Annotated in this window: 27 protein-coding genes and 1 pseudogene; 11 read left to right on the forward strand and 17 right to left on the reverse strand. The window is 72.0% G+C overall.

Annotated features, from left to right (window positions below; translation table 11 throughout):
- Both ADL29_RS15845 and ADL29_RS15850 read right to left on the reverse strand, forming a co-directional pair.
- On the reverse strand, positions 1-570 hold a 570-nt coding region (locus tag ADL29_RS15845; protein ID WP_245689435.1), incomplete at its 3' end, for an Ig-like domain-containing protein.
- Between the two features lie 81 nt (positions 571-651).
- Positions 652-1,860 carry a CaiB/BaiF CoA transferase family protein gene (locus ADL29_RS15850; RefSeq protein ID WP_053924295.1) on the reverse strand — a complete coding sequence of 403 codons (1,209 nt, stop codon included), beginning with the start codon at positions 1,858-1,860 and terminating at the stop codon, positions 652-654.
- Between the two features lie 315 nt (positions 1,861-2,175).
- Here ADL29_RS15850 and ADL29_RS15855 point away from each other — a divergent pair, with 315 nt between their 5' ends.
- A complete protein-coding gene (locus tag ADL29_RS15855; RefSeq protein WP_046927576.1) occupies positions 2,176-2,436 on the forward strand; it encodes a hypothetical protein in 261 nt (86 codons plus the stop codon).
- A gap of 21 nt (positions 2,437-2,457) precedes the next feature.
- Here ADL29_RS15855 and ADL29_RS15860 read toward each other — a convergent pair whose 3' ends face one another.
- Entirely contained in the window at positions 2,458-3,072 is a 615-nt protein-coding gene (locus ADL29_RS15860) for a YIP1 family protein (protein ID WP_244319159.1), read from the reverse strand.
- An 84-nt stretch (positions 3,073-3,156) separates the two neighbouring features.
- Between ADL29_RS15860 and ADL29_RS15865 the strand changes: the two genes are divergently transcribed.
- Entirely contained in the window at positions 3,157-3,897 is a 741-nt protein-coding gene (locus ADL29_RS15865) for a VIT1/CCC1 transporter family protein (protein WP_053924296.1), read from the forward strand.
- 26 nt (positions 3,898-3,923) lie between these two features.
- On the opposite strand, the gene ADL29_RS15870 is transcribed toward ADL29_RS15865, so the two are convergent.
- The 5 genes and pseudogenes from ADL29_RS15870 to ADL29_RS15890 all read right to left on the reverse strand — a co-directional run bounded on the left by ADL29_RS15870 (position 3,924) and on the right by ADL29_RS15890 (position 8,937).
- A complete protein-coding gene (locus tag ADL29_RS15870) occupies positions 3,924-5,048 on the reverse strand; it encodes a P1 family peptidase (RefSeq protein WP_053924297.1) in 1,125 nt (374 codons plus the stop codon).
- A gap of 39 nt (positions 5,049-5,087) precedes the next feature.
- On the reverse strand, positions 5,088-5,909 hold the full coding sequence (locus ADL29_RS15875) for a L,D-transpeptidase family protein (RefSeq protein ID WP_211274329.1): 822 nt from the start codon (positions 5,907-5,909) through the stop codon (positions 5,088-5,090).
- Between the two features lie 406 nt (positions 5,910-6,315).
- A pseudogene (locus ADL29_RS15880) lies at positions 6,316-7,474 on the reverse strand (low temperature requirement protein A).
- A gap of 10 nt (positions 7,475-7,484) precedes the next feature.
- Positions 7,485-7,811, reverse strand: coding sequence for a nuclear transport factor 2 family protein (locus tag ADL29_RS15885; RefSeq protein ID WP_046927581.1), 327 nt, complete (start codon positions 7,809-7,811; stop codon positions 7,485-7,487).
- Between the two features lie 151 nt (positions 7,812-7,962).
- Positions 7,963-8,937 carry a methyltransferase gene (locus tag ADL29_RS15890; RefSeq protein ID WP_107094992.1) on the reverse strand — a complete coding sequence of 325 codons (975 nt, stop codon included), beginning with the start codon at positions 8,935-8,937 and terminating at the stop codon, positions 7,963-7,965.
- A 231-nt stretch (positions 8,938-9,168) separates the two neighbouring features.
- Between ADL29_RS15890 and ADL29_RS15895 the strand changes: the two genes are divergently transcribed.
- Both ADL29_RS15895 and ADL29_RS15900 read left to right on the forward strand, forming a co-directional pair.
- On the forward strand, positions 9,169-10,452 hold the full coding sequence (locus tag ADL29_RS15895) for an amidohydrolase (RefSeq protein WP_078971033.1): 1,284 nt from the start codon (positions 9,169-9,171) through the stop codon (positions 10,450-10,452).
- A gap of 106 nt (positions 10,453-10,558) precedes the next feature.
- Positions 10,559-11,635 carry a MerR family transcriptional regulator gene (locus ADL29_RS15900; protein WP_053924299.1) on the forward strand — a complete coding sequence of 359 codons (1,077 nt, stop codon included), beginning with the start codon at positions 10,559-10,561 and terminating at the stop codon, positions 11,633-11,635.
- 70 nt (positions 11,636-11,705) lie between these two features.
- Here the strand turns inward: ADL29_RS15900 and ADL29_RS15905 are convergent, their stop codons facing one another.
- On the reverse strand, positions 11,706-12,584 hold the full coding sequence (locus ADL29_RS15905; protein ID WP_053924300.1) for a S1 family peptidase: 879 nt from the start codon (positions 12,582-12,584) through the stop codon (positions 11,706-11,708).
- An 825-nt stretch (positions 12,585-13,409) separates the two neighbouring features.
- Positions 13,410-13,562: a hypothetical protein gene (locus tag ADL29_RS15915; protein ID WP_245689437.1), complete on the reverse strand. Its 153-nt coding sequence runs from the start codon at positions 13,560-13,562 to the stop codon at positions 13,410-13,412.
- 711 nt (positions 13,563-14,273) lie between these two features.
- Here ADL29_RS15915 and ADL29_RS15920 point away from each other — a divergent pair.
- The 4 genes from ADL29_RS15920 to ADL29_RS15935 are packed head-to-tail and all read left to right on the forward strand — an operon-like array spanning position 14,274 to position 16,669.
- On the forward strand, positions 14,274-14,858 hold the full coding sequence (locus ADL29_RS15920; protein WP_245689439.1) for a phospholipase D family protein: 585 nt from the start codon (positions 14,274-14,276) through the stop codon (positions 14,856-14,858).
- Positions 14,859-14,861: 3 nt separating this feature from the next.
- The gene (locus ADL29_RS15925; RefSeq protein ID WP_053924303.1) at positions 14,862-15,332 is read left to right on the forward strand and encodes an NUDIX domain-containing protein; all 471 of its coding nucleotides are present in this window, start codon (positions 14,862-14,864) and stop codon (positions 15,330-15,332) included.
- Between the two features lie 18 nt (positions 15,333-15,350).
- Positions 15,351-15,893: a GntR family transcriptional regulator gene (locus ADL29_RS15930; RefSeq protein WP_053924304.1), complete on the forward strand. Its 543-nt coding sequence runs from the start codon at positions 15,351-15,353 to the stop codon at positions 15,891-15,893.
- A complete protein-coding gene (locus ADL29_RS15935) occupies positions 15,890-16,669 on the forward strand; it encodes a GntR family transcriptional regulator (RefSeq protein ID WP_053924305.1) in 780 nt (259 codons plus the stop codon). The genes ADL29_RS15930 and ADL29_RS15935 overlap by 4 nt, the downstream gene beginning before the upstream one ends.
- Positions 16,670-16,805: 136 nt before the next feature.
- On the opposite strand, the gene ADL29_RS15940 is transcribed toward ADL29_RS15935, so the two are convergent.
- Genes ADL29_RS15940 through ADL29_RS15950 form a run of 3 tightly spaced genes read right to left on the reverse strand, consistent with a single transcriptional unit; the run spans position 16,806 to position 19,739 of the window.
- Positions 16,806-18,011, reverse strand: a complete 1,206-nt coding sequence (locus tag ADL29_RS15940; protein WP_053924306.1) for an NAD(P)/FAD-dependent oxidoreductase — start codon at positions 18,009-18,011, stop codon at positions 16,806-16,808.
- 56 nt (positions 18,012-18,067) lie between these two features.
- Positions 18,068-18,844, reverse strand: a complete 777-nt coding sequence (locus ADL29_RS15945) for a sulfite exporter TauE/SafE family protein (protein ID WP_053924307.1) — start codon at positions 18,842-18,844, stop codon at positions 18,068-18,070.
- A 1-nt stretch (position 18,845) separates the two neighbouring features.
- Positions 18,846-19,739 (reverse strand): GntR family transcriptional regulator, encoded by an 894-nt coding sequence (locus tag ADL29_RS15950; protein ID WP_078971034.1) that lies wholly within the window; start codon positions 19,737-19,739, stop codon positions 18,846-18,848.
- A gap of 163 nt (positions 19,740-19,902) precedes the next feature.
- Here ADL29_RS15950 and ADL29_RS15955 point away from each other — a divergent pair, with 163 nt between their 5' ends.
- Positions 19,903-21,288, forward strand: a complete 1,386-nt coding sequence (locus ADL29_RS15955; protein WP_053924308.1) for an MBL fold metallo-hydrolase — start codon at positions 19,903-19,905, stop codon at positions 21,286-21,288.
- On the opposite strand, the gene ADL29_RS15960 is transcribed toward ADL29_RS15955, so the two are convergent.
- Positions 21,276-22,628 carry an MFS transporter gene (locus ADL29_RS15960; RefSeq protein WP_245689442.1) on the reverse strand — a complete coding sequence of 451 codons (1,353 nt, stop codon included), beginning with the start codon at positions 22,626-22,628 and terminating at the stop codon, positions 21,276-21,278. The two genes, ADL29_RS15955 and ADL29_RS15960, sit on opposite strands and share 13 nt — an antisense overlap.
- Before the next feature lie 241 nt (positions 22,629-22,869).
- Between ADL29_RS15960 and ADL29_RS15965 the strand changes: the two genes are divergently transcribed.
- On the forward strand, positions 22,870-23,391 hold the full coding sequence (locus tag ADL29_RS15965) for an AMP-binding protein (RefSeq protein WP_245689444.1): 522 nt from the start codon (positions 22,870-22,872) through the stop codon (positions 23,389-23,391).
- Between the two features lie 285 nt (positions 23,392-23,676).
- On the opposite strand, the gene ADL29_RS15970 is transcribed toward ADL29_RS15965, so the two are convergent.
- Both ADL29_RS15970 and ADL29_RS15975 read right to left on the reverse strand, forming a co-directional pair.
- Positions 23,677-24,306 (reverse strand): GNAT family N-acetyltransferase, encoded by a 630-nt coding sequence (locus tag ADL29_RS15970; protein WP_053924309.1) that lies wholly within the window; start codon positions 24,304-24,306, stop codon positions 23,677-23,679.
- Positions 24,307-24,531: 225 nt separating this feature from the next.
- A complete protein-coding gene (locus ADL29_RS15975; RefSeq protein WP_053924310.1) occupies positions 24,532-24,942 on the reverse strand; it encodes a MerR family transcriptional regulator in 411 nt (136 codons plus the stop codon).
- A gap of 80 nt (positions 24,943-25,022) precedes the next feature.
- On the opposite strand from ADL29_RS15975, the gene ADL29_RS15980 reads away from it, so the two are divergent.
- Complete coding sequence (locus ADL29_RS15980) at positions 25,023-25,253, forward strand: hypothetical protein (RefSeq protein ID WP_053924311.1); 231 nt, start codon at positions 25,023-25,025, stop codon at positions 25,251-25,253.
- A gap of 39 nt (positions 25,254-25,292) precedes the next feature.
- Here ADL29_RS15980 and mscL read toward each other — a convergent pair whose 3' ends face one another.
- On the reverse strand, positions 25,293-25,796 hold the full coding sequence (gene mscL, locus ADL29_RS15985) for a large conductance mechanosensitive channel protein MscL (RefSeq protein WP_179954570.1): 504 nt from the start codon (positions 25,794-25,796) through the stop codon (positions 25,293-25,295).
- Positions 25,797-25,997 lie beyond the last annotated feature (201 nt).

Below are 25,997 nucleotides of genomic sequence, written 5' to 3' on the forward strand. Positions count from 1 at the left end.
GTTGTCGGGGGTGTAGCTGCCGATGAAGCTGTTGGCCGACGAGACGGTGGTGAAGGTCGCGTTCTCGGTGGCCGAGCGGCCCTTGGCGTCCTTGGCGTTCGCCACGAGCTTGTACTTGGTGCCCCGCTCCAGCTGGACGCCGGGCTTCCAGGACGTCTTGTCGGCAGATATGGCGCCCTCGACCGGGGCGCCGGAGTCGGCCACGGTGAGCTTGACGTCGGTCAACTTGCCGCCGGTGACCGTCACCCCGGTGTCGTTGATGCTGGCGTCGGTGGCGCCGTCCTTCGACGACACCTTGATCTTGGCCTGCGAGGCGTCCTTGGCGGCCGCGGCGTCCGCGCCGGCCTGGCCGTTCTTGGCGTCATGGCCGCCCGCCTCGGCGTCGCCGCCGCAGGCCGACAGGGCCAGGGCACCCGCCGCGATGAGCGAGGTCACGGCCAGCGTCCGACGGGCCCGGCGGGCGCGGCGCGATGCGCCCGCCGCGGGCTGCCCGGCTGAATGGAGCGGCTGGTGCGGGGTGCGGGACCAGGCGGGCGCGGGGTTGTCCGGCGATGTCACGAGCTGCTCCATACAGGGGTGTTGTGATTCCGTGCTGGTAAACAGCACCTACGGACGGAATTGGTTGCGGGTATGACCATGTTGTGACGAAGGTCACACTCGTGGGGGAAGCGGTCGGTCGGAAGGCCCCGACAACCAGGTTCGCAGCGCCGGGCCGTGTTCGTCCAGGCGGGGTGGGGCGGCGGGTTGGGTGACCGGTGTACCCGAGAGGCGCAGGGGGCTGGTGACTTGGGGGATACGGCCCTCGCCGACGGAGGTCACCGGGTCGAGCCCCAGCCGCGCCGCCAGTTCCAGCGCTTCGGAGAGTGTATTGACCGGCCCGCACGGCACGGAGACCGCTCCCAGCCGCTCGGTCCAGCCCTGGGGCGTATCGGCGGCCAGCCGCTCCTCCAGGGCCTCGACGAGGTCCGTGCGGTGGCGGACCCGGTCCTGATTACGGGCAAAACGCGCATCGTCCGCCAGCTCCGGCACACCCAGCGCCTGCGCCAGCGCCCGGAACTGCCGGTCGTTGCCCACCGCCACCGCGAGCAGCCCGCCGCGGCAGGCCAGCGTCTCGTACGGGGCGATGCTCGGGTGGCGGTTGCCCATCGGGCCCGGGGCGTGGCCGGTGGCCAGGTGGCCGGATGCCTGGTTGACCAGCGAGCCGAGCAGCGAGGACAGCAGGTTGACCTCCACCAGCTGGCCCTCGCCGGTGCGGTCGCGGTGCCGCAGCGCCGCGAGGATGCCGGTGGCGGCGTCCTTGGCGGTCAGCACGTCCACCAGGGCGACGCCCGCCTTCAGCGGAGTACCGCCGGGCTCCCCGGTGATGCTCATCAGACCGCCGACCGCCTGCACCACGAAGTCGTAACCCGGCAGCCGGGCGCCCGCTCCGGAGCCGAAGCCGGTGAGGGTGCAGTGGACGAGGCCGGGGTGGGCGGCGCGGGTGGAGGCGTGGTCCAGGCCGAACCGGGCCAGCGAGCCGGGGCGGAAGTTCTCGATCAGCACGTCGGCCCGGCGGGCCAGTTCGCGGGCCGCGGCCGCATCGTCCGGATCGCCGAGGTCCAGGGCCAGGCCGCGCTTGGAGCGGTTGGCGGCGTCGAAGTACGCGGCCGTGCCGTCGGCCGCGAACGGCGGGCCCCAGGCGCGGGTGTCGTCGCCGGTGCCGGGCCGCTCCACCTTGATCACCTCGGCGCCCAGGTCGGCGAGGGTCGCGGCGGCCAGCGGCCCGGCCAGGACGCGGCTGAAGTCGGCGACGAGGACGCCGTCCAGGGCGCGGGCGGGAGGGGTGGCGGACGGTCGGGACTGCGGCTGCGGCTGCGGCACGTGCGTACTCCTCGCGTCGGGGACGGGGCGCCGCCATCGTCGGGGGCCGGTCTCCGCCGGGGGAACCGTCCGAGGTGTCCAAGGCGGCGGGGCGGACCCTGCCGTGCCGGAAGGTGAGGGCGTGCACGCCGGGTAAGTCACCGGGAAAGCGGGGAAATGTCCTAGGAGATGCATCACTTCGGCAATTACGGCGCTAGATCCCCTGTCGTAAGCCGTGCGCCGTAGTGTCCAATGGAAACAGCCCAGTTCAGCCCAGATCAGCCCGGCCCAGCGCACCTCAGTCCAGCCCAGCTCAGCGCCCGTCTGGAGGACCGTATGCTCCCCTCCGTTTCGATTCTGCAGCAGGTCATCCTCGCCGTACTGCTCGTCGCGACCGCCGCCTGGGCCGTCGCCCTGGTCAGACTTCTCCGACGGGCCCGCCACCGGGCGGCGGGCGGGCGCGGGCGGCGACCGCTGCTCGGCTCGGTGCCACGCCAGACGGGTCCCGGCGGGCCGCCCTCGGAGTGCGTGGAACTGACCGCCGCGGAGCGGGAGGCCTTCGCGGGCCTCGTACGGCAGCTGACCAACCGGGGGTAGCCGCGACCGGCAGTCAGCCGCCTAACGGACCGGCCCCAGCTTCAGCAGCGCCAGCGCCGCCAGCATCTGCACCGACACCGCGGCCGCCGACTTGAGGGTCGGCAGATGGTGCTGACCGCGGATCAGCAGCACCGCGAGGACATAGCCGAAGCCCCAGGTCGCATAGGTGGCGGCCTGGACGAAGGTGGCGTCGGTCGGGAGCCAGGCCACGATGGCCAGCCGGGGCAGGTCCGTCACCCAGAACAGCACGATGAACAGGCTCGCGGTCGGTGCGAAGCGGCCGCTGCCGCCGAGGGTGCGGGCGATGGCGTGGGTGACCGAACCCAGCGCGAGGCTGGCCACCAGGACGCCCGCCTCGGCCAGCCCGGCCACCTTCAGCGCCAAGGCGCCCCCGGCCGACCACTGCTGACGGAACGCATCCACCGACAGCATCCCGATCGCGCCGCTGACCAGCGACAACAGCACCGCCGCACTCCAGGCGCTGCGGTCCCGCGCCTCGTCCAGAATCTCCACCGGCCGGTACCAGAGCCCGAAAATCAGCCGGTGCCACCACAGGCGGCGGCGCGGGGCGGGCTCAGGGGGCGGCGGCTGTACGAGCGTGGGAGGAGGCGCGTGGGGAGGTGGCGATGCGGACATACGGCCGTTTCTACCACCGGTGAAATCCCGTCGATACGGGGGCGTCGGAGGGGGCACCGCGGCTGCGGATGAGACGCTCGGCCGGTGAGTCCTCAGAATCCCGAGCCGGTCAGTCCTCGGACAGGCGGACACGACGAGGCGCACGGCGGCGGGCTCGGCAGCCGGCTCAACTGGCTGCGTGCCGCGGTCCTCGGCGCCAACGACGGCATCGTCTCCACCGCCGGACTCGTCGTCGGCGTGGCCGGCGCCACCGACGAGCGCAGCGCCCTGCTGACCGCGGGCCTGGCCGGACTGCTGGCCGGATCGATGTCGATGGCCGCCGGCGAATACGTCTCGGTCTCCACCCAGCGCGACTCCGAAAAGGCCGCCCTGGCCCTGGAGAAGCGCGAGCTGGCCACCGAACCCCAGGCCGAACTCGTCGAACTGACCGAGCTGCTGGAGGGCAAGGGGATCAGGAGGGACCTCGCCCGCGAGGTAGCCGAGCAGCTCACCGCGCACGATGCGCTGCGCGCCCACGCCGAGGTCGAGCTGGGCATCGACCCCGACGAGCTGACCAACCCCTGGCATGCGGCCGGTGCCAGCTTCCTCGCCTTCACCGCGGGCGCCCTGCTGCCGCTGCTGGCGATCGTGCTGCCGCCCGCCGCGCACCGGCTGTGGATCACGGTGGCCGCGGTGCTCACCGCGCTGGCGCTGTGCGGCTGGAGCAGCGCCCGGATGGGAGCTGCACCCGCGGGTCGCGCGGTGCTGCGCAACGCCGGGGGCGGTGCGCTTGCGATGGGCGTGACATATGCGGCGGGGACGCTGCTCGGCGCCACGGGGGTGTGAGGCCCCGCCGGACGGGTGCCGCCCCGTCAGCCCCCGTACAGATCCCGGTACGAGGGAAACAGGCCGCCCGGCCCGTCCACCGTCTCCGCCGCCAGCGCCGCCTTGACCACGGCCCGCGTCAGCACATCGGCCCCCGCGGCCAGTATCTCGTTCAGCGCACCGGCCTCCGCGTGCACCCCGAACACCGGGTCGGCGAGGGCCTCTTCCGGGAGGGCCGGACGGGTGCCGGTGGACAGCGCGAAGACCGTGTCGCCGTCGGAGAGGAGGTGTACGGGGCGGACCGCGCGGGCCAGGCCGTCATGGGCGGTGCCCGCGAGCTTCTGCGCCTGGGCGCGGGTGAGCCGGGCGTCGGTGGCGACCACCGCGAGGGTGGTGTTGAGCGGCGGGCGGACCGAGGAGGCGGTACGGGCCTGCGAGATGCTCCGGGCCTCGGCGAGCCGGCGCTGGGCGGCGGTGTGCACGTCGGGGGAGGGGAAGGCGGCCGGGCCGCCCGCGAGCCGCCCGTAGAGCGCGCCGGTGTGCGGATCGACGAAACCGCCCGAGGCGTTCACGGCGGCCAGCGCGGCGACCGTGGTGCCCGAGGACAGCACCATGCTCGCGGTCCCGATCCCGCCCTTGATGCCGCCGGCCACCGCTCCGGTACCGGCGCCCGTGTTGCCCTGTGCCACCGGCGAGCGGGGGTCCGTACCCGCCGCCGCCTCGGCCGCCGCCCGGCCCAGCGCCGCATCCGGCCGGGCCCGCCAGTCGCCGCCGCGCCCCAGGTCGAACAGCGCCGCGGCCGGGACCACCGGGACGACCTGCGCGGGATCGGGACCGACCCGGAAGCCGCGGCCCCGCTCCTCCAGCCAGGCCGTCACACCGGACGCGGCATCCAGCCCGAAGGCGCTGCCGCCGGTGAGCACCACCGCCTCCACCCGCTGTACGAGATTGCGCGGGTCCAGCGCGTCGGTCTCCCGGGTGCCGGGCCCGCCGCCCCGTACGTCGACGGCCGCGACCGCGCCGCCCTCCGGCGCGAGGACCACGGTGGTGCCGGTCAGAAAGCCGTCGCCGGTCCGCTCGGCATGGCCCACCCGCAGGCCGGTGACATCGGTCAGCGCGTCGTGCGGCCCCGGCAGATGCGGTGCTTCCCGTCCCTGCTGTGCGTCAGCCATGGGTCATGGGTACCACGCGGGCGGGCGCTCCGGCGGGTGTCAGCGGGCGGCCGGGCCCATCACGACGACCGGGTGCAGGCCGGGGTCCAGGGTGCGCAGCAGCTCCCGCATCGCGTCCGGTTTGAGGCTCACGCACCCCTGGGTGGGACCGTCGTGGTCCATGTGCAGCCAGACCCCGCCGCCCTTGGTCGCGCCGTCCGGCCGCTCCTGGTCCAGCGGGGACGTGCCGGGCACCCGGTTGTAGTTGATGGCGATGACGTAGTCGAAGGCGCCGGCCAGCGGTTCGCCCTCGACGCCGGTGCCGTTGGCGACGAAGTTGCGGTTGTGGTCGTAGGGGAGCTTGGTGCCGTCGGGGGCGGGGAGGCGGCCGCCCGCGTCGGTGAGGGAGTAGACGCCCTCCGGGGAGCGCAGGTCTCCGTAGTGGTGGTCGTCGGTCCAGCCGCGGGCGGCGTTGTGCGCGGCCCAGATGCGGCCGGGCCGCCAGACGTCGGAGCCCTCGGCGCGGGTGTAGAGGATGACCTGGGACTCGTAGGAGTCGCGGGCCTTGCCGGTGACGACGAGGACCTGGCGGGTGTTCGCCGGTATCTGCTTGCGGACGGCGTCGCTCAGGCCGGGGATCCGGCGGGCGGCGGCGTCCCGTGCGGTGTGGGCCGCGGCCTTGGGAGCGCCGGCGGTGTCCGGGGCGGCGGCCGTCTTCGGCGCGCCGTTCCTGCCGTCGGCCAGGCTGTCGTGATCGTCGCCCGAGGCCGGCCAGGCCCACAGGGCGGTGCCGACCAGCGTGGTGAGGGCCAGACCGCCGACGGCCTTGCTGCGCCGGGACAGGCTCTTGCGCGCGCTGGGCTGTGCGTGGCGGGCCACCATGGCTGGCGTCTCCTCAGGTGCGGACGGACGGGCCGCTGTGCGGCATTCCGTACGGAAAATCAAGCCCCCAGGCATAAAAAGGGCAATCTGCACCCTACCGCGTGTGCGCAGGAGACCTGTCCTCGCCTCCGGTGGCAGGCGGTGAACGCGAGAGTGAAGTCGCCGGAAGTGACGGCCGTTCGCGGGGAATTGACGGGAATTGAGAGGGGCGTGGTGAGGGCGGGGCGGAGCGGCCTCCTGCGGCCGAAGATGGCCGGATCCGGCGCCAACACGGCGCAAGCGCGGGCGGGTTGGGTGTGAGCGGGGCGGCGCCCGTACGTCATTCGCCCGGACCAGTGGCCGCGTACGGCCGTTCGGCACGCTTACGGGCGAAACGGCGCCCGGCACCGTAACGGACCGCGTCCGGTCACGCCTCCAGCGCCGTACCCTGCCGCGCCGTCAGCACGGCACCCACCACGACCGTCACGGACGCCACCAGGCCGGCCGCCAGCACCGCGAGCTCCCCCGCGAAGGTGCAGGCCAGCACCAGCACGGAGGACACCGGCAGCACCAGCTGCTGTGCCGGGCCGCGCTTTTGATGACGGGAGTGGATCAGCCACACCGTGAACATGAACAGCGCCGCGGGGACCGTGGCACAGGCGGACGCCGCGAACAGCGACAGATGAGCCGTGCCCGTCGACTCCTCCACCGCGATCTCGATGCCCGCACCGATCGCCGCCGCCGAGCCGTACACCAGGTAGTGGCCGTAGCCCCACAGGAACGCCTGGGTGTTGGAGCGCAGATGCAGATGGATGGGCACCGCGAAATAGATCCAGTACGCGGCGAAGACCAGCAGCAGGCCGCCGCCCGCGATCGGCAGCAGGGTGCCCAGCTCGTCGTTCTCGTCGAGCGCGGACTGCACGGCGACGGTGGCCGCGGAGATCGTCTCGCCGAGCACGATGATGAGGAACAGGCCGTAACGCTCGGCGATGTGATGCGGATGCCAGGCGGTCCGCCCCTCCCGCTCCGCGAACGCCGGTACGGACATCTCCAGCACGCCCATCACCACGAACACCCAGGGCGCGGCGGACGCCGGCACGAACAGCAGCGCCAGCCAGCCGGCCTGGCCCACGGTCACCCCCAGCGCATAGCGCAGCGCGGTGCGCCGCTCGGCCCCCCCGGCTGCCGTGCGCGGCTCGCAGCCACTGGGAGACCAGCGCCAGCCGCATCACCAGATAGCCGAACCACACCACCGTGAAATCACTGTCGGCGAAGGCGCGCGGGACCCCGGCGGCCAGGATCAGCACGCCCGAGATCTGGACGAGGGTCACCACCCGGAACAGCGCGTCGTCGGTGTCGTACGCCGACGCGAACCAGCTGAAGTTCACCCAGGCCCACCAGATGGCGAAGAAAATCATCAGATAGCCGGTGATGCCGTGCCCCGGATGGCCCTCGGCCAGGAAGTGCACCAGCTGCCGGCCGGCCTGGGCGACGGCCACGACGAAGCACAGGTCGAAGAAGAGCTCCAGCGGGGTGGCGGTGCGGTGGGCCTCGTCGCGGCTGCGTGCCCGCATGGGAACGGTCATGGCCCGGCCCTCAGCCGATGAGTTCCATCCGCGCGATGCGGTCGCCTTCGAGGGTGAAGGCGATATCCGACGGACCGGTGTCGGAGCTGCCGCCGACCCGGAGGCTGACGGTGGCCTTGTGGCCCTCCCTCCATACGGCCATCGGCTCGAGGGTGACCTTCCGGCCGATGAACTCCGCCTTGCACCACTCGCGGATCCCGTCCCGGCCCCGGAACTCCCGGCCCCAGTCGGTGACCACCCCGTCCTCGGTGAAGAGGGCGAGAAAACCCTCGACATCGTCGCTGTTGGCGGCGCGCAGGGCGCTCTCGACGGGCGCGGGGAGGGGCAGGGTGGGCATGGTGGCTCCTTGGCTCCGTGCGCGGGCTGCGGCCTCGGGCGGGGTGCGGCGGTGTGGGATCAGTACAACCCGCGCGGGCCATGCCGCCCGCGAACGGAGCGGGCGCGCGGCGTGTCGTGTCGCGGTGCGCTGCCCCGGCGGGGCCGGGCGGCTATTCCGCCACGGCCTCCACGATCGACGGAAACGCCGCCGTCGGCAGCACCCGCGTCAGCCGGAAGCCCCCGGCCGACAGCAGCGTCGCGAACCCCTCCGCGGTGCGCTCCTTGCCGTCCAGGACCGCCATCATCGCGACATCCATCGTCTTGCCGAAATGCGGTGCGTTGCCCGGGGGCAGTACGCAGTCGACGACCAGCAGCCGGGTGCCGCGGGCCATCGCGGCATGACAGGTGCGCAGAATGCGGCGGCAGGCGTCGTCCGGCCAGTCGTGCAGGACGTGCTTGAGGACATAGACGTCCCCGCCCTCCGGTACGGACGCGAAGAAGTCGCCCTCCTCGGTGCGCCAGCGGCCCTTGAGGTCGTCGCCGACCAGGAGGTGGTGGGCCAGCGGGGGCGGCTGGTCGAAGAGCACGCCGGTCAGCTGGGGGTGGCGGCGCAGTGCGGCGCGCAGCAGACCGCCGCGGCCGCCGCCGACGTCCACGACCGTGCCGGTCTCGGGGAACGGGTACGCGGCGACCACCGCCTCGTCCACCGGCCCGGACAGCGAGGCCATCCCGCTGTCGAACAGCTCGCGCTGCGCCGGGTGGGACGTCAGATGCGCGAAGAGCGGCACCCCGACGAGCCGCTCGAAGGCCGCACCGCCCTCGCGTACCGCCTCCGGCATCAGCGCCGAGGTCCGCAGGAACAGCTCGTCGGTGAGCAGCATGACGGCGGGGTGCAGCGAGTCGGGGACATCGGTGCGCAGCGCTCTGGCCGCCGGGGTCAGCTGATAGGCGCCCGCCGCGTCCTCCCGGAAGATGCCGCGGGCGGCGAGATAGCGCAGCACCCGGCGCAGATGCGGGGCGTGGGTGTCGGTGGCGAAGGCCAGCTGCTCGACGGTGCGCGGGCCCCCGGCCAGGTGGTCGGCGATGCGGTGGTGGGCCGCGGTGCGCAGCGCGGCGGAGAACAGGTGGCCCATGGCCTGGTCCATCAGATGGGCCGCGAGGTCGTCGGGCGCACCGTTCGGCGGGGTGGATGCGATGGCCAATGTCAGCCTCCGATCAGCGGCGTGGGCGGGCTGATTCACGGTGGCAGGAGGGGGCGCGGGTGTCACGGGGTGGTGACGGGGCACCGCCGAACTCCGGCCAGCACCCGGCCGCCTGATGGCCCGGGGCAGGGGCCGTCCGGGGCCGCTGCCCGGCCGCCGTGGTCGAATTCCTGTATGAGCGACAGCGACCATTCCCGCCCCGTCATCCCCCGCCCCGTCCTGGACTCCGTCCTGGCCCCGCTCGACGACACCCGCCTCGCGGACCTGGTGGCGCTCTACGAAGACCTGCACCGCCACCCCGAACTCGGCTTCCAGGAAACCCGTACGGCCGCCGAGGCGGCACGGCGGCTGACCGCGTACGGCTATGACGTCACCACCGGCATCGGCGTCACCGGCGTCACCGGTGTGCTGCGCAACGGCCCCGGCCCGGTCGTCCTGCTGCGCGCCGACATGGACGCCCTGCCCGTCACCGAACACTCCGGCCTCGCCTACGCCTCCCGCACGCCCGGCCGGATGCACGCCTGCGGCCACGACGTGCACGTCACCTGTCTGCTGGGCGCCGCCGAACTACTCGCGGCGGCACGGGACCGGTGGTCCGGCACGCTGGTCGTCCTCTTCCAGCCCGCCGAGGAGGTCGGCAACGGCGCCCGCGCCATGCTGGACGACGGCCTCTACAGCAAGGGCCTGGTACCCGTCCCCGATGTGGTGCTGGCCCAGCATGTCGCCCCGTTCGGCGCCGGGCTGATCGCGTACTGCCCCGGCGCCTGTATGGCCGCCGCCGACAGCCTGGAGATCACCTTCCACGGCACCGGCGGCCACGGCTCGCGCCCCGAGACCACCGTCGACCCCATCCTGATGGCCGCGTCCTTCGTCCAGCGGGTGCAGTCCGTGGTGGCCCGCGAGGTCGCCCCCAGGGAACAGGCCGTCGTCAGCGTCGGCTCCTTCCACGCCGGCGACTCCGCGAACGTCATCCCCGACCAGGCCGTCGTACGGCTCAGCGTCCGCAGCTTCGACGAGACCGTACGCACCCGGGTCCTGGCCGCCGTCGACCGCATCGCGCGCGCCGAGGCCACCGCCTCCGGCGCCGACCGCGCCCCGGAGACGAAGATCCTCGACTCCTTCCCGGTCACCGTCAACGACACCCGGACCCTGCGCCAGGTCAACGCGGAGTTCACCCAACTCTTCGGCGAACAGCGGCTGTTCGCCTACGACCCGGCCGCGGGCAGCGAGGACGCCGGCCTCCTGGCGACCGCCGCCGAGGCGCCGCTCTACTACTGGTGGCTGGGCGGCTGGGACCCGGACGAGTTCCGTACGGCCTTCGCGGCGGGGCGGCTGGCGCAGGACATCCCCTCCAACCACTCACCGCACTTCGTGCCGGTGGTGCGGCCGACGCTGACCATGGGGGTACAGGCGCTGACGGCGGCGGCCCTGAACCGGCTGGCGGCGCCCGCCCGTTGACGTCATTGACCTCATTGACGTCATTGACCTCGTTGACCTTGTCCCTGGGGGAAGCCCCAGCATCGGCCGTACCGGGCGACGGGCCCGGTACGAGGAGGGCATACGGATGAACGGTGACCGGGGCAGTGAGCTGCTGACCATCGGGGCGTTCGCCCGCGCGTCCCGGCTCTCGCCGAAGGCGCTGCGGCTCTACGACGACCTCGGCCTGCTGACCCCGGCCCATGTCGACCCGTACAACGGCTACCGCCGCTACGCCCCGGCCCAGCTGGAGCGCGCCCGGCTGGTCGCCTGGCTCAGGCGGCTCGGCATGCCGCTGGCCCGCATCCGCGAGGTGTGCGAGCTGGCGCCCGGCCCGGCGGCCGATGCGGTCGCCGCGTACTGGGCGCAGGTCGAGACCGACACCGCCGCCCGACGGGACCTGGCCGCCTTCCTCGTCGACCAGCTGAAGAGGAAGGACCACACCACGATGACGACACCGGACATCCACCTCACCCTGCGCTTCGCCGCCCGCACCGACCGGGGACTCTTCCGCCCGGCCCACCAGGATGCGGCGTACGCCGGCCCGCGGCTGCTCGCCGTGGCCGATGGCTACGGCGAGCTGGGCGACCGCGCCGCGACCGCCGCGATCGACGCGCTGAAACCCCTGGAGCACCTCGATCTCACCGCCGTCGACCTGCTCACCGCCCTGGAAGAGGCGGCCCGGCGCGCCAACCGGGCGGCCCCGGCGCCGGACGGGGCGTCGGGCTGCACACTGACCGCGCTGCTCCGCTCCGGCTCCCGGCTGGGCCTGCTGCACGTCGGGGACTCCCGCGCGTACGTCCTGCGCGACTCCGGTCTCTTCCGCGTCACCCACGACCACAGCGTGGTGCAGTCCCTGATCGACGAGGGCCGGCTCACCCCGGAGGAGGCCCCCACGCACCCCGACCGGGCGCTGCTCCTCCGCGCGCTGGGCGGCGGCCCGGAGGTCGCCCCCGACCTGCACCTGCTGGAGGCCCGGCCGGGCGAGCGCTATCTCCTGTGCACCGACGGCCTGTCGGGGGTCGTCCCGGCCGGGGCGATGCGTGACGCCCTGGCGGCGGCGGCCGATCCCGAAGAGGCGGTACGGCAGCTGATCGCCCTGGCCCACGAGGCGGGGGCACCGGACAACGTGGGGTGTGCGGTGGGGGAGGCGGTGGCCGCGTAGACCGCCCGTACGAGGAAGGGGGCGCGGCTCTCGGAGCCGCGCCCCCGGGCATTCCGGCGTGCCCGCCGGATCAGCCGATGGTCTTGGCCACCCAGTCCTTGAAGGAGTGGATCTCGGTGTAGACGTCCGGCGTCTCGCCGCAGACGTGGCCGACGCCTCGGCTGTCGACGCCGACTATCTGCCAGCGGCCGTTGACCTTCTTCAGCAGCGGGGAACCGGAGTCACCGCCGCACGGGCCGAACTTCCCCGTGGGGTTGTCGGCGCAGACATCGCCCTTGTGGATGCCCCAGGAGTCGTCACCGTCCGGGCCCTTGACGCACTTGGGCGTGTTGGCCGGGATGGTCTTGGTGTCGAGCTGCCGGAGGGCTTTGGGAAGCTTGTCCTGGCCCTTGTCGCCGGGCTTGGTGTAGCCCCAGCCGATCTCCCGGACCGCGGTCCCGGCCTTGGTCGCCGAGGGCGCCATCGCGACCGGTGCCTGTGTGACCTTCTTGCTCAGGTGGAGCAGTGCGAGGTCGCTGCCGGAGCTGCGGTCGTCCGAGGCGACGCTGCCGGGGTGCGCGAAGACCTCCTTGACGCCGACGACCGTGCCGCCGGCGGTCCGGTCCTTGGAGCCGATGCGGACCGTGAACTCCTTGGCCGGGATGGTCTCGGTCTTCCCGTCCTTGCCCGGCTTGGTGACGCAGTGCGCAGCGGTGACGACCCAGTCGCCCCGGATCAGCCCGCCGCCGCAGGTGAAGTTCTTCGGGTTGCCCCAGCCGCCGTGGATGGCGGCCATGAAGGAGTAAGTCGGCGCCGCGCCGCCGCCGATGATGCTCGGTGCGCCGTGGCCGGGGTCCGGGGCCGGGGTGGCGCTTGCCGTCCCCGTACCCGCCATCGCTCCGACGAGAACGGTGGCGGCCACCGCGGCCGGTGCGTAGCCGGCCCGCTTGATGGTGCTCTTTAACGTCATACCGCGCTTCACGTGTGAACTGCCCCTATCTTCCGAGCATTCTTCGAGCGTATGTTCGATTATGCGACCGTGGTGCACCGCATGGGTCATGTTTCGCCACATGGGCGGCAAGTGGCTTGGGTGGTCGCAGAGTTCATGACCGTGGCTGCCCGGCACAGCAGCCACGGCAGTCACAACAGTCCCAGGAGCCCCGGGAGTTGGGGTATCCGTTGTCGTACTCAGATGCCGGACTGAGTAGTCGTACTCAGCCGACGTGCTCAGCCCGAGGGGGGCGGTCCCGCCCGGTGGCCTACGTCGTGGGAGGAGCGCCGTCCGCCGCCGCGTTGGTCAGGTAGGCGGTGAAGGACTGGAATCCCTTCATCTCAAAGCGCCTGTCCCCGGTGAGCCCGGCGTGTGCGAGGCATCACCCCTGCGCTTCATCGGCAGACCCGGTATCGGCACAGCATTCCCCGCAGTCCAGGCACTCACCGACGAACCGCGCCTCCGCATCGGCCGCCAGCGTCCACTCGGCGAACCGGTAACGCGCCCTCACGCCATCCCCTCCCGACCCCGATCGTCCGGGGCATCGCCGCCGACCGTCGCCTGCGTCGCCTGTACGGCATCGATGCACTCGGCGAGACCCGCAGCATTTCCGCCAGCTCCTCCTCGGTCAGGTCATCCATCCAGGCGGTACGGGCCTTGAGATCCGCCCGCATCCGGTCGAGCTGCCGGTACAGCTCCCGGTGCCTGACATGCCGGTTCCACGCTTCCTCGGCCCACCAGCGCAGGCGGGGCCAGACGGCCGCGCTCATCGCCGTGCCCCCTTCACCGTGCGCGCCTCGGTCGTCATTGCCCCTCCCGCTTCGGGTGGGAATGGCTGCGCATCTCGATGTTGCTGTCGATCACCGTTGCTTTGTCGCCGAGGGCGTGCGCCGCCGCGCGCTGCCGGGCCAGGGCGGCGCATACGTCGCACCCGGCAACCGGCTCGGGCTCCGGCACGGGGAAGGGGTCTTTGAGATGGACGGCGCGGCAGTTACGGGGCAGCAGTGCACCACCTCCATGCCATGGATCCAGCGCGGTCCAGCGTCGACCCCGTGCACCGCGAGCCACAGCGCCCGCCGCCTCCCGCGCTGCAACCGCCGCTCCTGCCGCTCCTCGGGCGTGAGGACGTACGGGCGGATCAGGGCGACATCCTCACCACGCGGCAGCCTCGGCCGCCGGGCAGAGACGCGGGGAAGCATGGACGTCGGCGCGTCGGCGCACCCAACAGCCGGCGGTGCGCCGGCCGACCGGTGACGCCCTCGTGCGGGCAGTAACAGCCGCAACAACAGTTCGAAGATCCACGCGCTATGTTTGCGCATGTCGTCAACCTCCATCGGGTTGAGGGCCACGCCCCCGGACCGTCGCCACGGTTGCGGGGGTCTTGTGTCAGGGCCAGGTTCACCGCCCGTGAGGGTCGTATAGCGCCGTTTCCCGGGACGTTCCGGCCCTCTGGGGCTACCGTCGAAGAACGCCCAGACGTCGCCAGGGGGGACCTTGAATACGGCCTTACGATCAGCTATGGAGACGGCCGGTCTTTCGCCCAGGAAGCTTGCGGTTCGCGTGGGGGTTTCCGGCAAGACCGTGGAACGGTGGATCGCGGACGATGAGCTGATCCCACACGCGAGGAATCGGGAAGACGCCTCCAAAGCTTTGGGAGTTGAGGCAGAGATGTTGTGGCCGAAAGCCGTCAGAGAGCGGCTCAGGGCCGGTGGCGGCCGGGAGATCGTGGAGAGTTACGCGTACCGGTCTGCCTGTCCGTCCAGCGTCTGGGCCGAGCTGATCGCGGAGGCAAGAGACGAGCTGTTCTTCGGCGGCTTCACGTCCTACTTCCTGTGGACTCAGGTGCCTGCCTTCCCCGAAACCCTGCGCCGTAAGGCCGAGCGCGGCTGCCGGATCCGCTTCCTGCTTGGAGACCCCGCCGGGGATGTGGCACGTCAGCGTGAGGAGATCGAGGACGTCTCCCTGACGGTCTCCACGCGGATCAACACCACGCTCGAGCAGCTTGCGAGGTTGGGCCGGGCCGACGGCATCGAAGCCCGCTTCTCCGCACCGGCCGACGCCATGAATCACGTCTCGCTGTCGGTCTTCCGCTTCGACGACGAAGCACTCGTCACCCCGCACCTGGCGACGACTGTCGGACATGACTCGCCGCTGATGCACTTGCGACGCCACAGCGACCGGGGGGTCTTCTCGCGGTTCGTGGCGCACTGCGATGAACTCTGGGAGCGGGGCGTCCCCGTACCGGAGGGATGAGCAGTGGCACGGACCGAGTATGACGACGACCCCAACGCGCCGAAGCCAAACAGCCTGGTAGTCGCAGCCTCGGCCGTCGTTACGGATGACGAGGGGCGCATTCTGCTGCAGCGGCGGACTGACAATGACCTGTGGGCGCTTCCCGGTGGTGGAATGGACATGGCTGATTCCCTGCCAGGAGCGGCCGTGCGGGAGGTCAAGGAAGAGACGGGGCTGGACGTAGAGATCACGGGGCTTGTCGGCACGTACACGGACCCGCGTCACATCATCGCGTACAGCAACGGTGAGGTAAGGCGGCAATTCAACGTGTGCTTCACCGTGCGGATTGTCGGTGGCTCACTGGCGATCTCGGAGGAGTCCTCAGAACTGCGGTTCGTGGCTCGTAGCGAGATTGACGCGCTGCCCATGCACCACACACAGCGGCTGCGTATTCGGCACTTCCTGGATCACCACCCCACCCCATATCTGGGATAAGCCGCACAGGAGGGCGCCGTGAGCACCAGCGAGTGGGTCAGTACCTCGATGCCATATCTGACGCCCCGTGAGAAGGGTCAGCCCGACGCCTGGGGCGAGGAGGCTGCCGCCCGTGGTCGCCGGGGCAGGCAACGCATCGTTCATGCCGGGGAGGTCGCGGCACCGGCCGAGATCGCGGAACTGCTGGGGATCGCCGAGGGCGAGGACGTCGTCGTACGGCGTCGTGTGATGTATCTCGACGACGTGCCCTGCGAGTTGACCGACACCTATTACCCGGTCCACATCGCACGAGGGACCCGTCTGGCCGGGACGGCCAAGATTCCCGGCGGTGCGGTCTCGCTCCTCGCCGAGCTGGGGCACACAGGCGTCCGGGTGCGGGAGGACGTGATCGCCCGGATGCCCAGCGACGAGGAACGTGAGGCCCTGCGGACCGGCACGGACGAACCGGTGCTCCAGCTGACACGGGTCACGCTGGACGGTCACGACCGGCCGATCCAGGTCGAAAGGATGGCCATGCCCGGACACCTTCAGCGGCTGCGCTACGAGATCAGGATCGGATGACCGTGCCGAGAACCGAAGACGACGCGTACGACCGGCGGTCCCTGCACGAACGGATCGCCGCCGATCTGCGCGGCGAAATCATGAGCGGCGACCTGGCACCCGGCGCCAAACTGCCCTCCACGGCGCAGCTCAAGGCACGGTTCGACGCCTCCAACGCCACCGTGCAGAAGGCGCTCCAGCTCCTCAAGGACGAACGCCTCGTCGTGGGGCGCGCAGGAGCAGCGGTGACCGTCCGGGAACACCGGCAGCGGACCATGAGGCCCGCTTCCTTCATGTCACCGGCCGGTCCCGGTGAGCAGTACCGCTGGCTCACCGAGGCCGCGACGCACGGAGCGCGGGCACACAGTGAGCTGCTGGAGGTCGCGGAGGCCGTGCCGCCGAGTGATGTCGCGGACGCCCTGAAGCTCGCGGAAGGCGGCACGGCACTGCTCCGCCGGCAGATCCTCTGGATCGACAACGAACCGGTCGAGCTGGTCAAGTCCTTCTACCCACTGGACATCGCACGCGGCACCGCCATGACGAAACGGCACAGGATCAAGGGCGGTACGCCGGCCCTCCTGGCCGAACTGGGATACCCACCCAGACTCAGCGTCGATCGGGTCTCCGCCCGCGTACCCACTCAAGAGCAGTACGAGGCCCTGCACCTTCCCGGCAACCTGCCCGTGCTTCGGACCTTGCGCGTCGTCTACAGCGACCATGAACGGCCCATTGAGGCCACCGTCATGGTCAAGGCAGGCCATCTCTATGAGCTCCAATACGAGTTCACGCCGGACTGAAGCCGTCGACAGGAAGATGCTGGGGCTCCTGATTCTTGACGCGCGTCGTAGCGACGCGCGGGGCGGGCGCGGAAAGGCGTCGAGCCCGCCACCGCAAAGCAGGTGGGAATCTCCCGGCTTCAGCCGGGAGAGCGATTCAAGCCAGCCCCTTGAGCATCCCCTTGAAGTACAGCTGCGGCAGCCCGTAGCGCTTGAGGAACCACATGTCGGTGCGCTCGCGGGTGGTGTCGATGAAGGGGATGGAGGGGGCGGGGTTCAGGTCGTAGTCGAATTCGGCGAGGAGCATTTTGTGGCGGGCGGTGACCAGGGGGCAGGAGGTGTAGCCGTCGTAGCGGGCGGCGGCGGGGCGGCCGCGGAGGCCGGCGAGGAGGTTGGCGACGAGGACGGGGGCTTGTTTGCGGATGGCGGCGCCCGTCTTGGAGGTGGGGAGGTTGGCCACGTCCCCGAGTGCGAACACCTCGGGGAAGTCGGGGTGTTGGAGGGTTTCGCGGTCGGCCTTGACGTACCCGTAGGGGGAGGCGGGGTCGGCGAGCGGGCCGTCGGCGAGCCACTGGGGGGCGCGCTGCGGCGGTACGGCGTGCAGGAGGTCGTAGCGGAGGGTCTCGCTCTTGCCGGTGGCGTGATCGGTGATCTCCGCCTCGCGAGCGGCGCCGTCCAGAGCCGTCATCTCCGACTTCAGGCGTACCTCGATGCCGTAACGGCGGGCGGTCTCGGTCAGCGCCCGGTCGAACACCGGCACCTTGAAGAGCGACGGCTCCGGGAGCACCAGGACCGTACGGATCGAGCCCAGGACGCCGCGCTTGCGCCAGTGGTCGGCCGCCAGATACGCGATCTTCTGCGGGGCGCCGCCGCACTTCACCGGGCCGGACGGCATGGTGAACACCGCCGTGCCGCGCCGCATCCGGCGGATCAGCTCCCAGGTGTGCGGGGCGAGATCGGGGCGGTAGTTGCTGCTGACGCCCCCGTGGCCGAGGGCGGCGGCCAGGCCCGGTACGCCGTCCCAGTCGAGCTGGAGGCCGGGAGCGAGGACGAGGCGCTTGTAGGTGAGGACCCGGCCGGATGCGGTGGTGACCGTACGGGCCGTGGGGTCGACGGCGGTCGCCCGCTCGCGCAGCCAGCGCACGCCGGGCGGTATCACCTCCGCCTCGGTGCGCAGCGAGGCGCGGAGCGGGGCCTGGCCGCCTCCCACCAGCGTCCACAGCGGCTGGTACCAGTGGGTTTCCGAGGGCTCCAGCAGCGCGATGTCCCGTACACCGGCGCGGCGTAAACGGGCGGCGACGGTGATGCCCGCGGTACCGCCGCCGATGATGAGGATCTGGTGGTGGGTGGCGGGGGGTGTCATGGAGTTCCTCCAGTAGGGGTGGGTGGTGTTGCCGGGGGTGGTGTGCAGGGCCGCCGTCAGAGCCGGGGTATGGCGGTGACCGCCATGGTGACCGCGACGACGGTGACCAGTGCGGCGAAGGCGTTGGCCAGGGCCGCGGCGGGCAGCCGGGTGGCGAGGCGGTTGCCCAGGTAGCTGCCGGCCGCCGCACAGGCCGCGAAACCGGCCAGCAGCGGCCAGTCCAGGCCGCCGGTTCCGGCCCTGGTCGCCAGCGCAGTCGCGGAGTTGACGAGGATGACGAGGAGGGAGGTGCCTATTGCGACCGGCATCTCCAGGCCCAGGACGAGCGTGAGCGCCGGTACGACGACGAAGCCTCCGCCGACGCCGAAGAAACCGGTGAGCAGGCCGACGGCGGAGGCGGTGGCCGCGATCCGGGCCGGGTGGCGGCGGGCGCCCTTCGCCTGCGGCCGCTCCGTCGGTGCCCGCCGGCCGCGTAACACCAGCGCTCCCGCCACCGTCAGCATCAGCCCCGCGAAGGCCGTCATCAGCACGGTCGGGTCCAGCGTCGCGCTCCACCGGGTGCCGAGGTAGCTGCCCGCCGTGCCCAGCGCCCCGAAGACCGCGCCGGCCGCCCAGCGGACCCGTCCCGCGCGGCCGTGGCAGGCCAGGCCGGTGACGGCGCCGACCGCGACCACGATGAGCGCGCCCGCGGTCGCCTCGTGCGGCGACTGGCCGAGCAGATAGACCAGCGCCGGTACGGCCAGAATCGACCCGCCGCCGCCGAGCGCCCCCAGCAGCACCCCGACCAGCAGCCCGCACGGCAGCGCCGCCGCGACGGCTAAGACGCCGGACACGCTACGCGGACGGACAGGCGGTCGGCGACGGAGACCCGGCCGGTGAGGGAGCCCCGGCCGACGACCCGGCCGACGGGGGAGACCCGGCCGAGGCCGGAGACGCGGCCCGCGGCGCCAGCGCAACGGCCGGGCTCGCGCCGGACCACTCCGCGACAAAGGCGAACCGGTCGCCACGGACCACCGTCTCGCGCCACTCCACCGGCCGCTCCCCGGCCCGCCCCAGCCGCTCGATCGCGAACGCCGCCTCCCGGTCGGCCAGCCCCAGCAGCCACGCCTGCCGGATGTCCGGCAGAAACGGCTGGATGCGCTCGCGGCCCCCGGTGACCTTCACCCCGCAGCGCCGCGACAGCTCGGCGTAGAGCGAGGTGTGCCCGAAGTCGGCCTCCAGCAGCGGCTCGGCGAACTCGGCGGGCAGATAGGCGGTGTCATGGGCGAGCGGTTCGCCGTCCGCCAGCCGCAGCCGCTCCAGAACGATCAGCGGCGCGTCCGGAACCAGCCCCAGCTGCCCGGCGACCGTCCCGTCCGCGGTCCGCTCCAGCCGCAGCACCTCGCTGCGCTGCTCGACGCCCTGGCCCTCCAGGTCGCGGTAGAGGCTGTAGAGCGAGCCGAGCGGCTGCTGTATCCGGCGGGTGTCCAGACGGCTGGTGCGGCCGCGTTCGGCGATCACCAGGCCGTCGGCGCGCAGCTTGCGCAGCGCCTCGCGGACGGTGTGCCGGCTGACCTCGTACTCGCCGGTGAGCCGGTGCTCGGCCGGGAACTCCTCGGTGAACGCCCCGGCCTCCATCCGGCGCCGCAGATCGGCGAAGAGCTGCGCCCAGAGGGGGAGCGGCGAGCGCCGGTCCAGGGGGCGTGGGGCGTGCTCGTGCTCCGGGGAGTCCGGCTGATCGTGCGTCATGGATTCCTCCATGGGCGGGTATAGGGGGCGTGTGGGGGGCGGACGGGCCGGGTGCCCCTCGGACTTGTTGGCGTCCACCGCGCTGCTTAATGTACGTACATCCGTGCATCCGCACAACGAGCCCTCCCCAGGCGGGCCTTGTGCGCACCTTCTGGAGGCCACCGTGCATTTCGCGCAGTACTACCTCGACTGCCTTTCCCAGGCGTCGTATCTGATCGGCGATCAGCGCTCCGGACGTGCCGTCCTGGTCGACCCGCGCCGCGACATCGACGACTATCTGCGCGACGCGGACGAGGCAGGTCTGCGCATCGAACTCGTCATCGAGACCCATATCCACGCCGACTTCCTCTCCGGCCATCTCGAACTGGCACAGGCGACCGGCGCCACCATCGCCTTCGGCGAGGCCGCCGAGACCGGCTTCCCGATACGGCGGTTACGGGACGGCGAGCGGATCTCCCTCGGCGGCATCGCGGGCGCCGGGGTCACCCTCACCGTCCTCGCCACCCCCGGCCACACCCCCGAGTCCATCTGCCTGGTCGTCCACGAACACCCCGACGACGCCGTGCCGTTCGGCGTCCTGACCGGCGACACCCTCTTCGTCGGCGACGTCGGACGCCCCGACCTGCTCTCCGCCGCCGGGCACTCCCCGTACGAGATGGCCGCACGGCTGCACCACTCCCTGCACACCAAACTCATGGCTCTCCCGGACGCGACCCGGGTCTTTCCCGCACACGGCGCCGGCTCGGCCTGCGGCCGCAATCTCTCCACCGAGACCAGCTCCACCATCGGCGACCAGCGGCGCCTCAACTACGCCCTGCAGCCGATGCCGGAGAGCGAGTTCATCCGGCTGGTCACCACGAGCCAGCCCGCCACCCCCGGCTACTTCGCGCATGACGCGGCCCTCAACCGGGACGGACACCCCCTCCTGGACGCCGCACCGCCCGCCGCCCTCACCCTGGAGGAGGCCCTCGCGGCCCGCGACGAGCAGGGCGCCGCCCTCCTGGACTGCCGCCCCCTCGCCGCCTACACCCGGGCCCATCTCACCGGCTCGCTGCACATCAGCCTGTCCACCCGGTTCGCCGAGTACGCGGGCAGCGTGGTGGCGCCCGGCACCCCCGTCGTGCTCCTCGCCGACCCCGGTACGGAGTCCGAGGCCCGCCTCCGCCTCGCCCGCATCGGCTACGACCGCGTCCTCGGCCATGTCCCCGACCCGGCCGCCGCCCTGGCCCGCGAGCCCGCGCTGACCACCCGCAGCCATCGCCTCTCCGTCACCGAACTGCCCGCCGAACCAGGCCAGTTGATCGACGTCCGCAATCCCGCCGAATACGCGGCCGGTGCCCTCCCCGGCGCCCGCAACCTCCCCCTGGCCACACTCGCCGACCACATCGCCCACCTGGACCGCGAACAGCCGGTCTTTCTCTACTGCCGCAGCGGAAACCGGTCGGTGATCGCGGCGGCGCTGCTGGAGGCGCGGGGGTTCGGGGACGTGCGGGACGTGGTCGGGGGCTATGACGCGGCCGTGGCGGAAGGGGTGGCTCAGGCGGGGTGAGAGCCCGTGCCCCGTAAGGCCACCGCCAGCACCGGCGCCGCCACCAGGCACAGCGCCGCCGGGAGCAGCAGCGACGGGTGCGCGCCCGGTGAGCCCGGCCCGGCCGCGCCGGTCCCGGCCAGGGTGAGGCCGACGCCCGCCGTCACGGTCATCACGGACTTGGTCACACCCGACGCCTCGCCCGCGCGCTCGGGACGGACGACGGCCTGGGTTCCGGTGAGGGCGAGCCCGCCGGCCACGCCCAGCGCCACCGAGGCGGCGGTCGCGGGCACCAGGAGGGCGGGTGCCCCGGTGGCGCGTTCGACGGCCACCAGGGCGAGCGCGGCGGCGGCAAGGCAGAGCGCTATCACGGGCGCCGCGGCCGCCGCCCGCACCCGCCCGGCCAGCGGACCGCCCACCGCCAGCGCGGCGGCCGGCGCAAGAAACACCACCGCAGCGCCCAGGACCGACCGCCCCTGCGCCTGCTGAAGCGTCAGCGGGACCACGTACAGCAGCGCCACGGTCGCCGAGTTGGCCGTCGCCCCGGCCGCGGTCAGCGCCACGAACGGGCGGTTGCGGAACAGCGCGAGGTCCACCAGCGGGGCGGGGGAGCGGCGCTCGGCCCGTACGAAGGCGGTGCCGAGCAGCAGCGCGCCGGCCGCCCAGCCCCAGGAGGCGGGGTGCTGCAGCCAGAGGGCCAGGCAGGCGGGTGCGGCCGTTGCCGTGGCCGCACCGGTGACGTCGAGAGGGTGGCCGGCCGCGGCGGGGTCGCGGGACTCGGCGGCACGCCCGGCGCACAGCGCGGCGGCCGTGGCGAGCGGCACCGTGAGCCAGAAGACGGCTCGCCAGGAAGCGGCCTCGACGAGCGCGCCGCCGAGGAACGGGCCGCCGACGGTGGCCAGTCCGGCCAGCCCCAGAGCCCGTCCGATCGCCCGTCGGCGGAGCTGGGGCGGGTAGGCGTTGGTGAGCAGCGCCAGCCCGACGGGCATGATCAGCGCGCCGCCCGCCCCTTGGACCACCCGGGCCGCCACCAGGAGCGGCACCGACGGAGCGAGCGCGCACAGCGCGGAGCTGCCGCCGAAAAGAGCCAGCCCCAGGATCAGCATCCGGCGCCTGCCGTACAGGTCGCCGAGCCGCCCGGCCACCGGCATCAGTGAACCGGCGGCGAGGAGATAGCCGCTGACGACCCAGGCGGTGGCGGCCGCGGAGCCGTGCAGGGCGCTACGGACGACGGGCAGCGTCAAGCTGAGTGCGAAGGAGTCGAGTTGGACGCAGAACGCGCCGAGGGCGACGGCGGACAGCGCGGCCGCACGGGCCGGGGACCCGGCCTCGGGGGCCGGAGGGGACGCGGGGCGGGACAAGGGGGTGCCTCTCACACGTACGGAACAAGTCGGGGAAATGCAGGGGCACGCGGGGGATTGGCGGCACCGGAGGCGGGGCAGAAAAGCCCGGGTGGCCGCAGGAAGGCGGCCGACTGGGTGCGAGAAGACCGGCGCGCGGCCGGCGGGAAAATCGGCGCAGGCGCGGCGCGGGGCCGCCGTACAACGGACGTTCAGCGATCGTTGATCGCTCATCTTCATGCTGAACCGCATGTTGCGCCGTGTGACTTCAGAGCATGCAGATGACTCCCGGGATATACAAGAGCCGGAGGCGTCGCGGATCGCCCTCACCTGGACCGGGGAGCCGGGCCGGATGGAGGAGCTGACCCACGGCATGCTCCTCGACCAGGCCGACCGCGCCGCCGCGGCACTCGCACGGTTCGGGGTGCGGGCCGGTGACCGGGTAGCGGTGCATCTGCCGCTGGTGCCGGAGTCCGTGATCGCCACGCTCGCCTGCGGCCGTCTCGACGCGATGCGGGTCACGCTGCCGGTCTCGCTCACGGTGCCCGAACTGGTCTCCCGCACCCGGGAGTCGGGGGCCCGGGTGATGATCACGGCGGACGCGGCGTTCTGGGACGGGGCCATACGGCCCGTGAAGGCGGTGCTCGACCATGCACTGGCACGGGGCGGGGCGGCGGGCGGCTCGGAAGACCGTACGGTCCTGGTGGTGAACCGCTGCGCCCGCCCGGTCTCCTGGACGCCGGGGCGCGACCGGTGGTGGCACGAGGCGCTCGACCAGAACTGAGTCGTCGGCTCCGGAAGTCCTTCGGGAGTTGATCACATTGCCCGCGCGCCGGAGGAATCTTCCTGGTGACCGGTGGTGTGCCGGTCGAGTCTGGCCAGCAGATCGTCCAGGCCGGAGGTCTGCTCGTCGGCGCTGATGAGTAAGCCGGTGCTCGGTCTTGTGGCTGTAGGCCATCGTCTTCAACCGCATGCGTTCGGCAGTGGTGTGAAGGCCTGAGCGGCGACGGTCCGAGGGCTGCTGGCATCTGTGGATTCGGCCACCCCGCGTACGGCCGATGCTCCTGCTTCAGGGCCGGTAGATGCACTCCGCCAGCGTCGCGTGCTTTTTCCAGCCCAGCGTCTCGTACAGCGCGCGCCCGGCGTCAGTCGCGCCCAGAACACCGAGGACCGCGCCCGTCTCCAGGGCGTGGTCGGCAAGCGTACGCATCACGAAGTTGCCCAGCCCGCGCCGCCGATGGGCCTCCTCGGTCACCATCCGGTCCACGACCACGGCTTCCCCGAGGGATGCCATCTGCCCCTGGGCGGCCTGCTCGCCCGCCGCATCCAGCACCCGGGCGTAGGTGACGGCTCCTATGGTCTCCACAGTCGCGGTGTACCCCGCAGGCACGACCGGGTTCGTGGCCATCAGGTCAACGGCCATCAGATGGCCGCTCTCCTCCATCACCCACCCCTGAGACAGCCAGGACTCGATCTCCTCCGGCTCCGCGGGCATCTTCATCCAAGTCCGCGGCACGGACACCGAGGCCGCGGCGCTGCGAACCAACGACTCCTCGGCCTCGGGCAGGACATGGCGTCCCACTTCGTCGGGGTTGCCGGCCACCTCGATATAGAACCCCCAGGGCTTCTTGGCAGGCGGGGGCGTCCGCCGGGACACGGCCCAGCCCGCCACCCAAGTCCTGACTATGTCCGCAACCATCAAGCCCTCCCGAAGCTGTGGCCGTACCAACGGCCAGGTAATAGACGGCAGTCGGGAGCACATATTACGCCGCGGTGCATTCCGCGGCATGTGTTTTGCCGGGGTGCAGACCCTCGAGGGCAGTCGTGAGCGATCACAAGCAGCACTGCAGAGGAACCGCCACCGACCAGCAACCGTTACGAGGACACCGCCCTACCCGCCGGCAGCCCCTTCCTCCCCCTCCTGTCACCCCTCGGCCGCGGTCGAGCCGTCATCCGGGGTATCGGGATCCCGACGCGTGTTGTTCCGCACCGCCTCCAGGTACTCGGCCACCGCATCCCGGTTCCGGACCAGGCACTCGATGCGGGCCGTCATACGGTCACGCTCGGGCTCCAGGGTGGCGAGCATCTCCGGTGTCGCGTCCGCGAAATGGATCACCCGGGGCTTGTCCAGGCACGGGAGGATCTGCTTGATGATCCTGGTCGGCAGCCCGGCATCGAGCAGCCCCCTGATCTGCAGCACCCGGTCCACGAAACGCTCGTCGTACTCGCGATAGCCGTTCGGCGACCGCCCGGCGACGATCAGCTCCTGCTCCTCGTAGTACCGCAGCAGCCGGCGAGGCGTACCGGTCCGCTCGGACAGCTCTCCGATGCGCAGGTGCTCCCCCTGGACCCCAGACCTTCACATGAATGTGATGGCTGGAGCAGACGCAGCATGCGCGCCCGTACCCTGAAGACGTGAGCATCACCCGCGAACCCGATCCCGCCGCCGCGAGCGAGACCCCCGCGCCCGAGCCCCCCGAGGCGGCCCGTCCCGCCCCCCGCCCGGCCGCGCTGATCTTCGACGACCCCCTGGACCAGCAGTCCTCGGACGACACGGACCGCGGCTGGGGCGACCGTCCCGCATCCTCCGGCAGCGCCGCCGACCTGGCCCGCTTCCTCGACGAAAAGCCGCCCCACCACCTCTGAGCGAGGCGAGGAGGCGGCCGTGCCGGTCCGGGGCGCTCGCTAGTGCTGCGACTTCTGCGAAACGACGGTGGCCGATGTCGAGGACGACGGGAGCGCGCCGTTGCGCTGGGCGATCAGGGCGTCGCGGATCTCGATGAGCAGCTCGACCTCGGTCGGGTCGGCCGGGGCGTCGTCGACCGGCTTCTTCGCGTCCTGGCGGGCCTTCCACTTGTTCATCGGCAGGATCATGAGGAAGTAGACCACCGCGGCGGTGATCAGGAAGGTCAGCGCGGAGCTGAGCACCGAGCCCCACAGGATGTAGATCCCGTCGGTGAACTGGCCCGTCTTCTTGTCCGGGTGGCAGCTGAAGCTGAGGCAGCTCTTGTAGTTGTCGAGGTTCTGCGAGCCGAGCGCGCCGATGATCGGGTTGATCACGCCCTTGACCACGGCATTGACGATGTTGGTGAATGCCGCACCGACGACGACCGCGACCGCGAGCTCGATGACGTTGCCGCGCATCAGGAATTCCTTGAATCCCTGCAGGACGCCCTTGTTCTCGCTCACCTGACAGCCTCTTTCCATGCTCGGTACCGGGGACGGTGCACCAACAGTCGGCACCGCAACTTACGGCAGGGCAGGGCGTCGGTGTCCAGTCGCACGCCTCGGACCGGCGATCGGCCGGTGCATCGGTGCGGATCCGGCCGGATCGGGTCGCGCGGACCGGCCCGCCCCGCGGGCCACCCGGAGAAGTTTTCCGTGCGAGGC

The organism is Streptomyces chattanoogensis, from assembly GCF_001294335.1.
Classification (GTDB): Bacteria; Actinomycetota; Actinomycetes; order Streptomycetales; family Streptomycetaceae; genus Streptomyces; species Streptomyces chattanoogensis.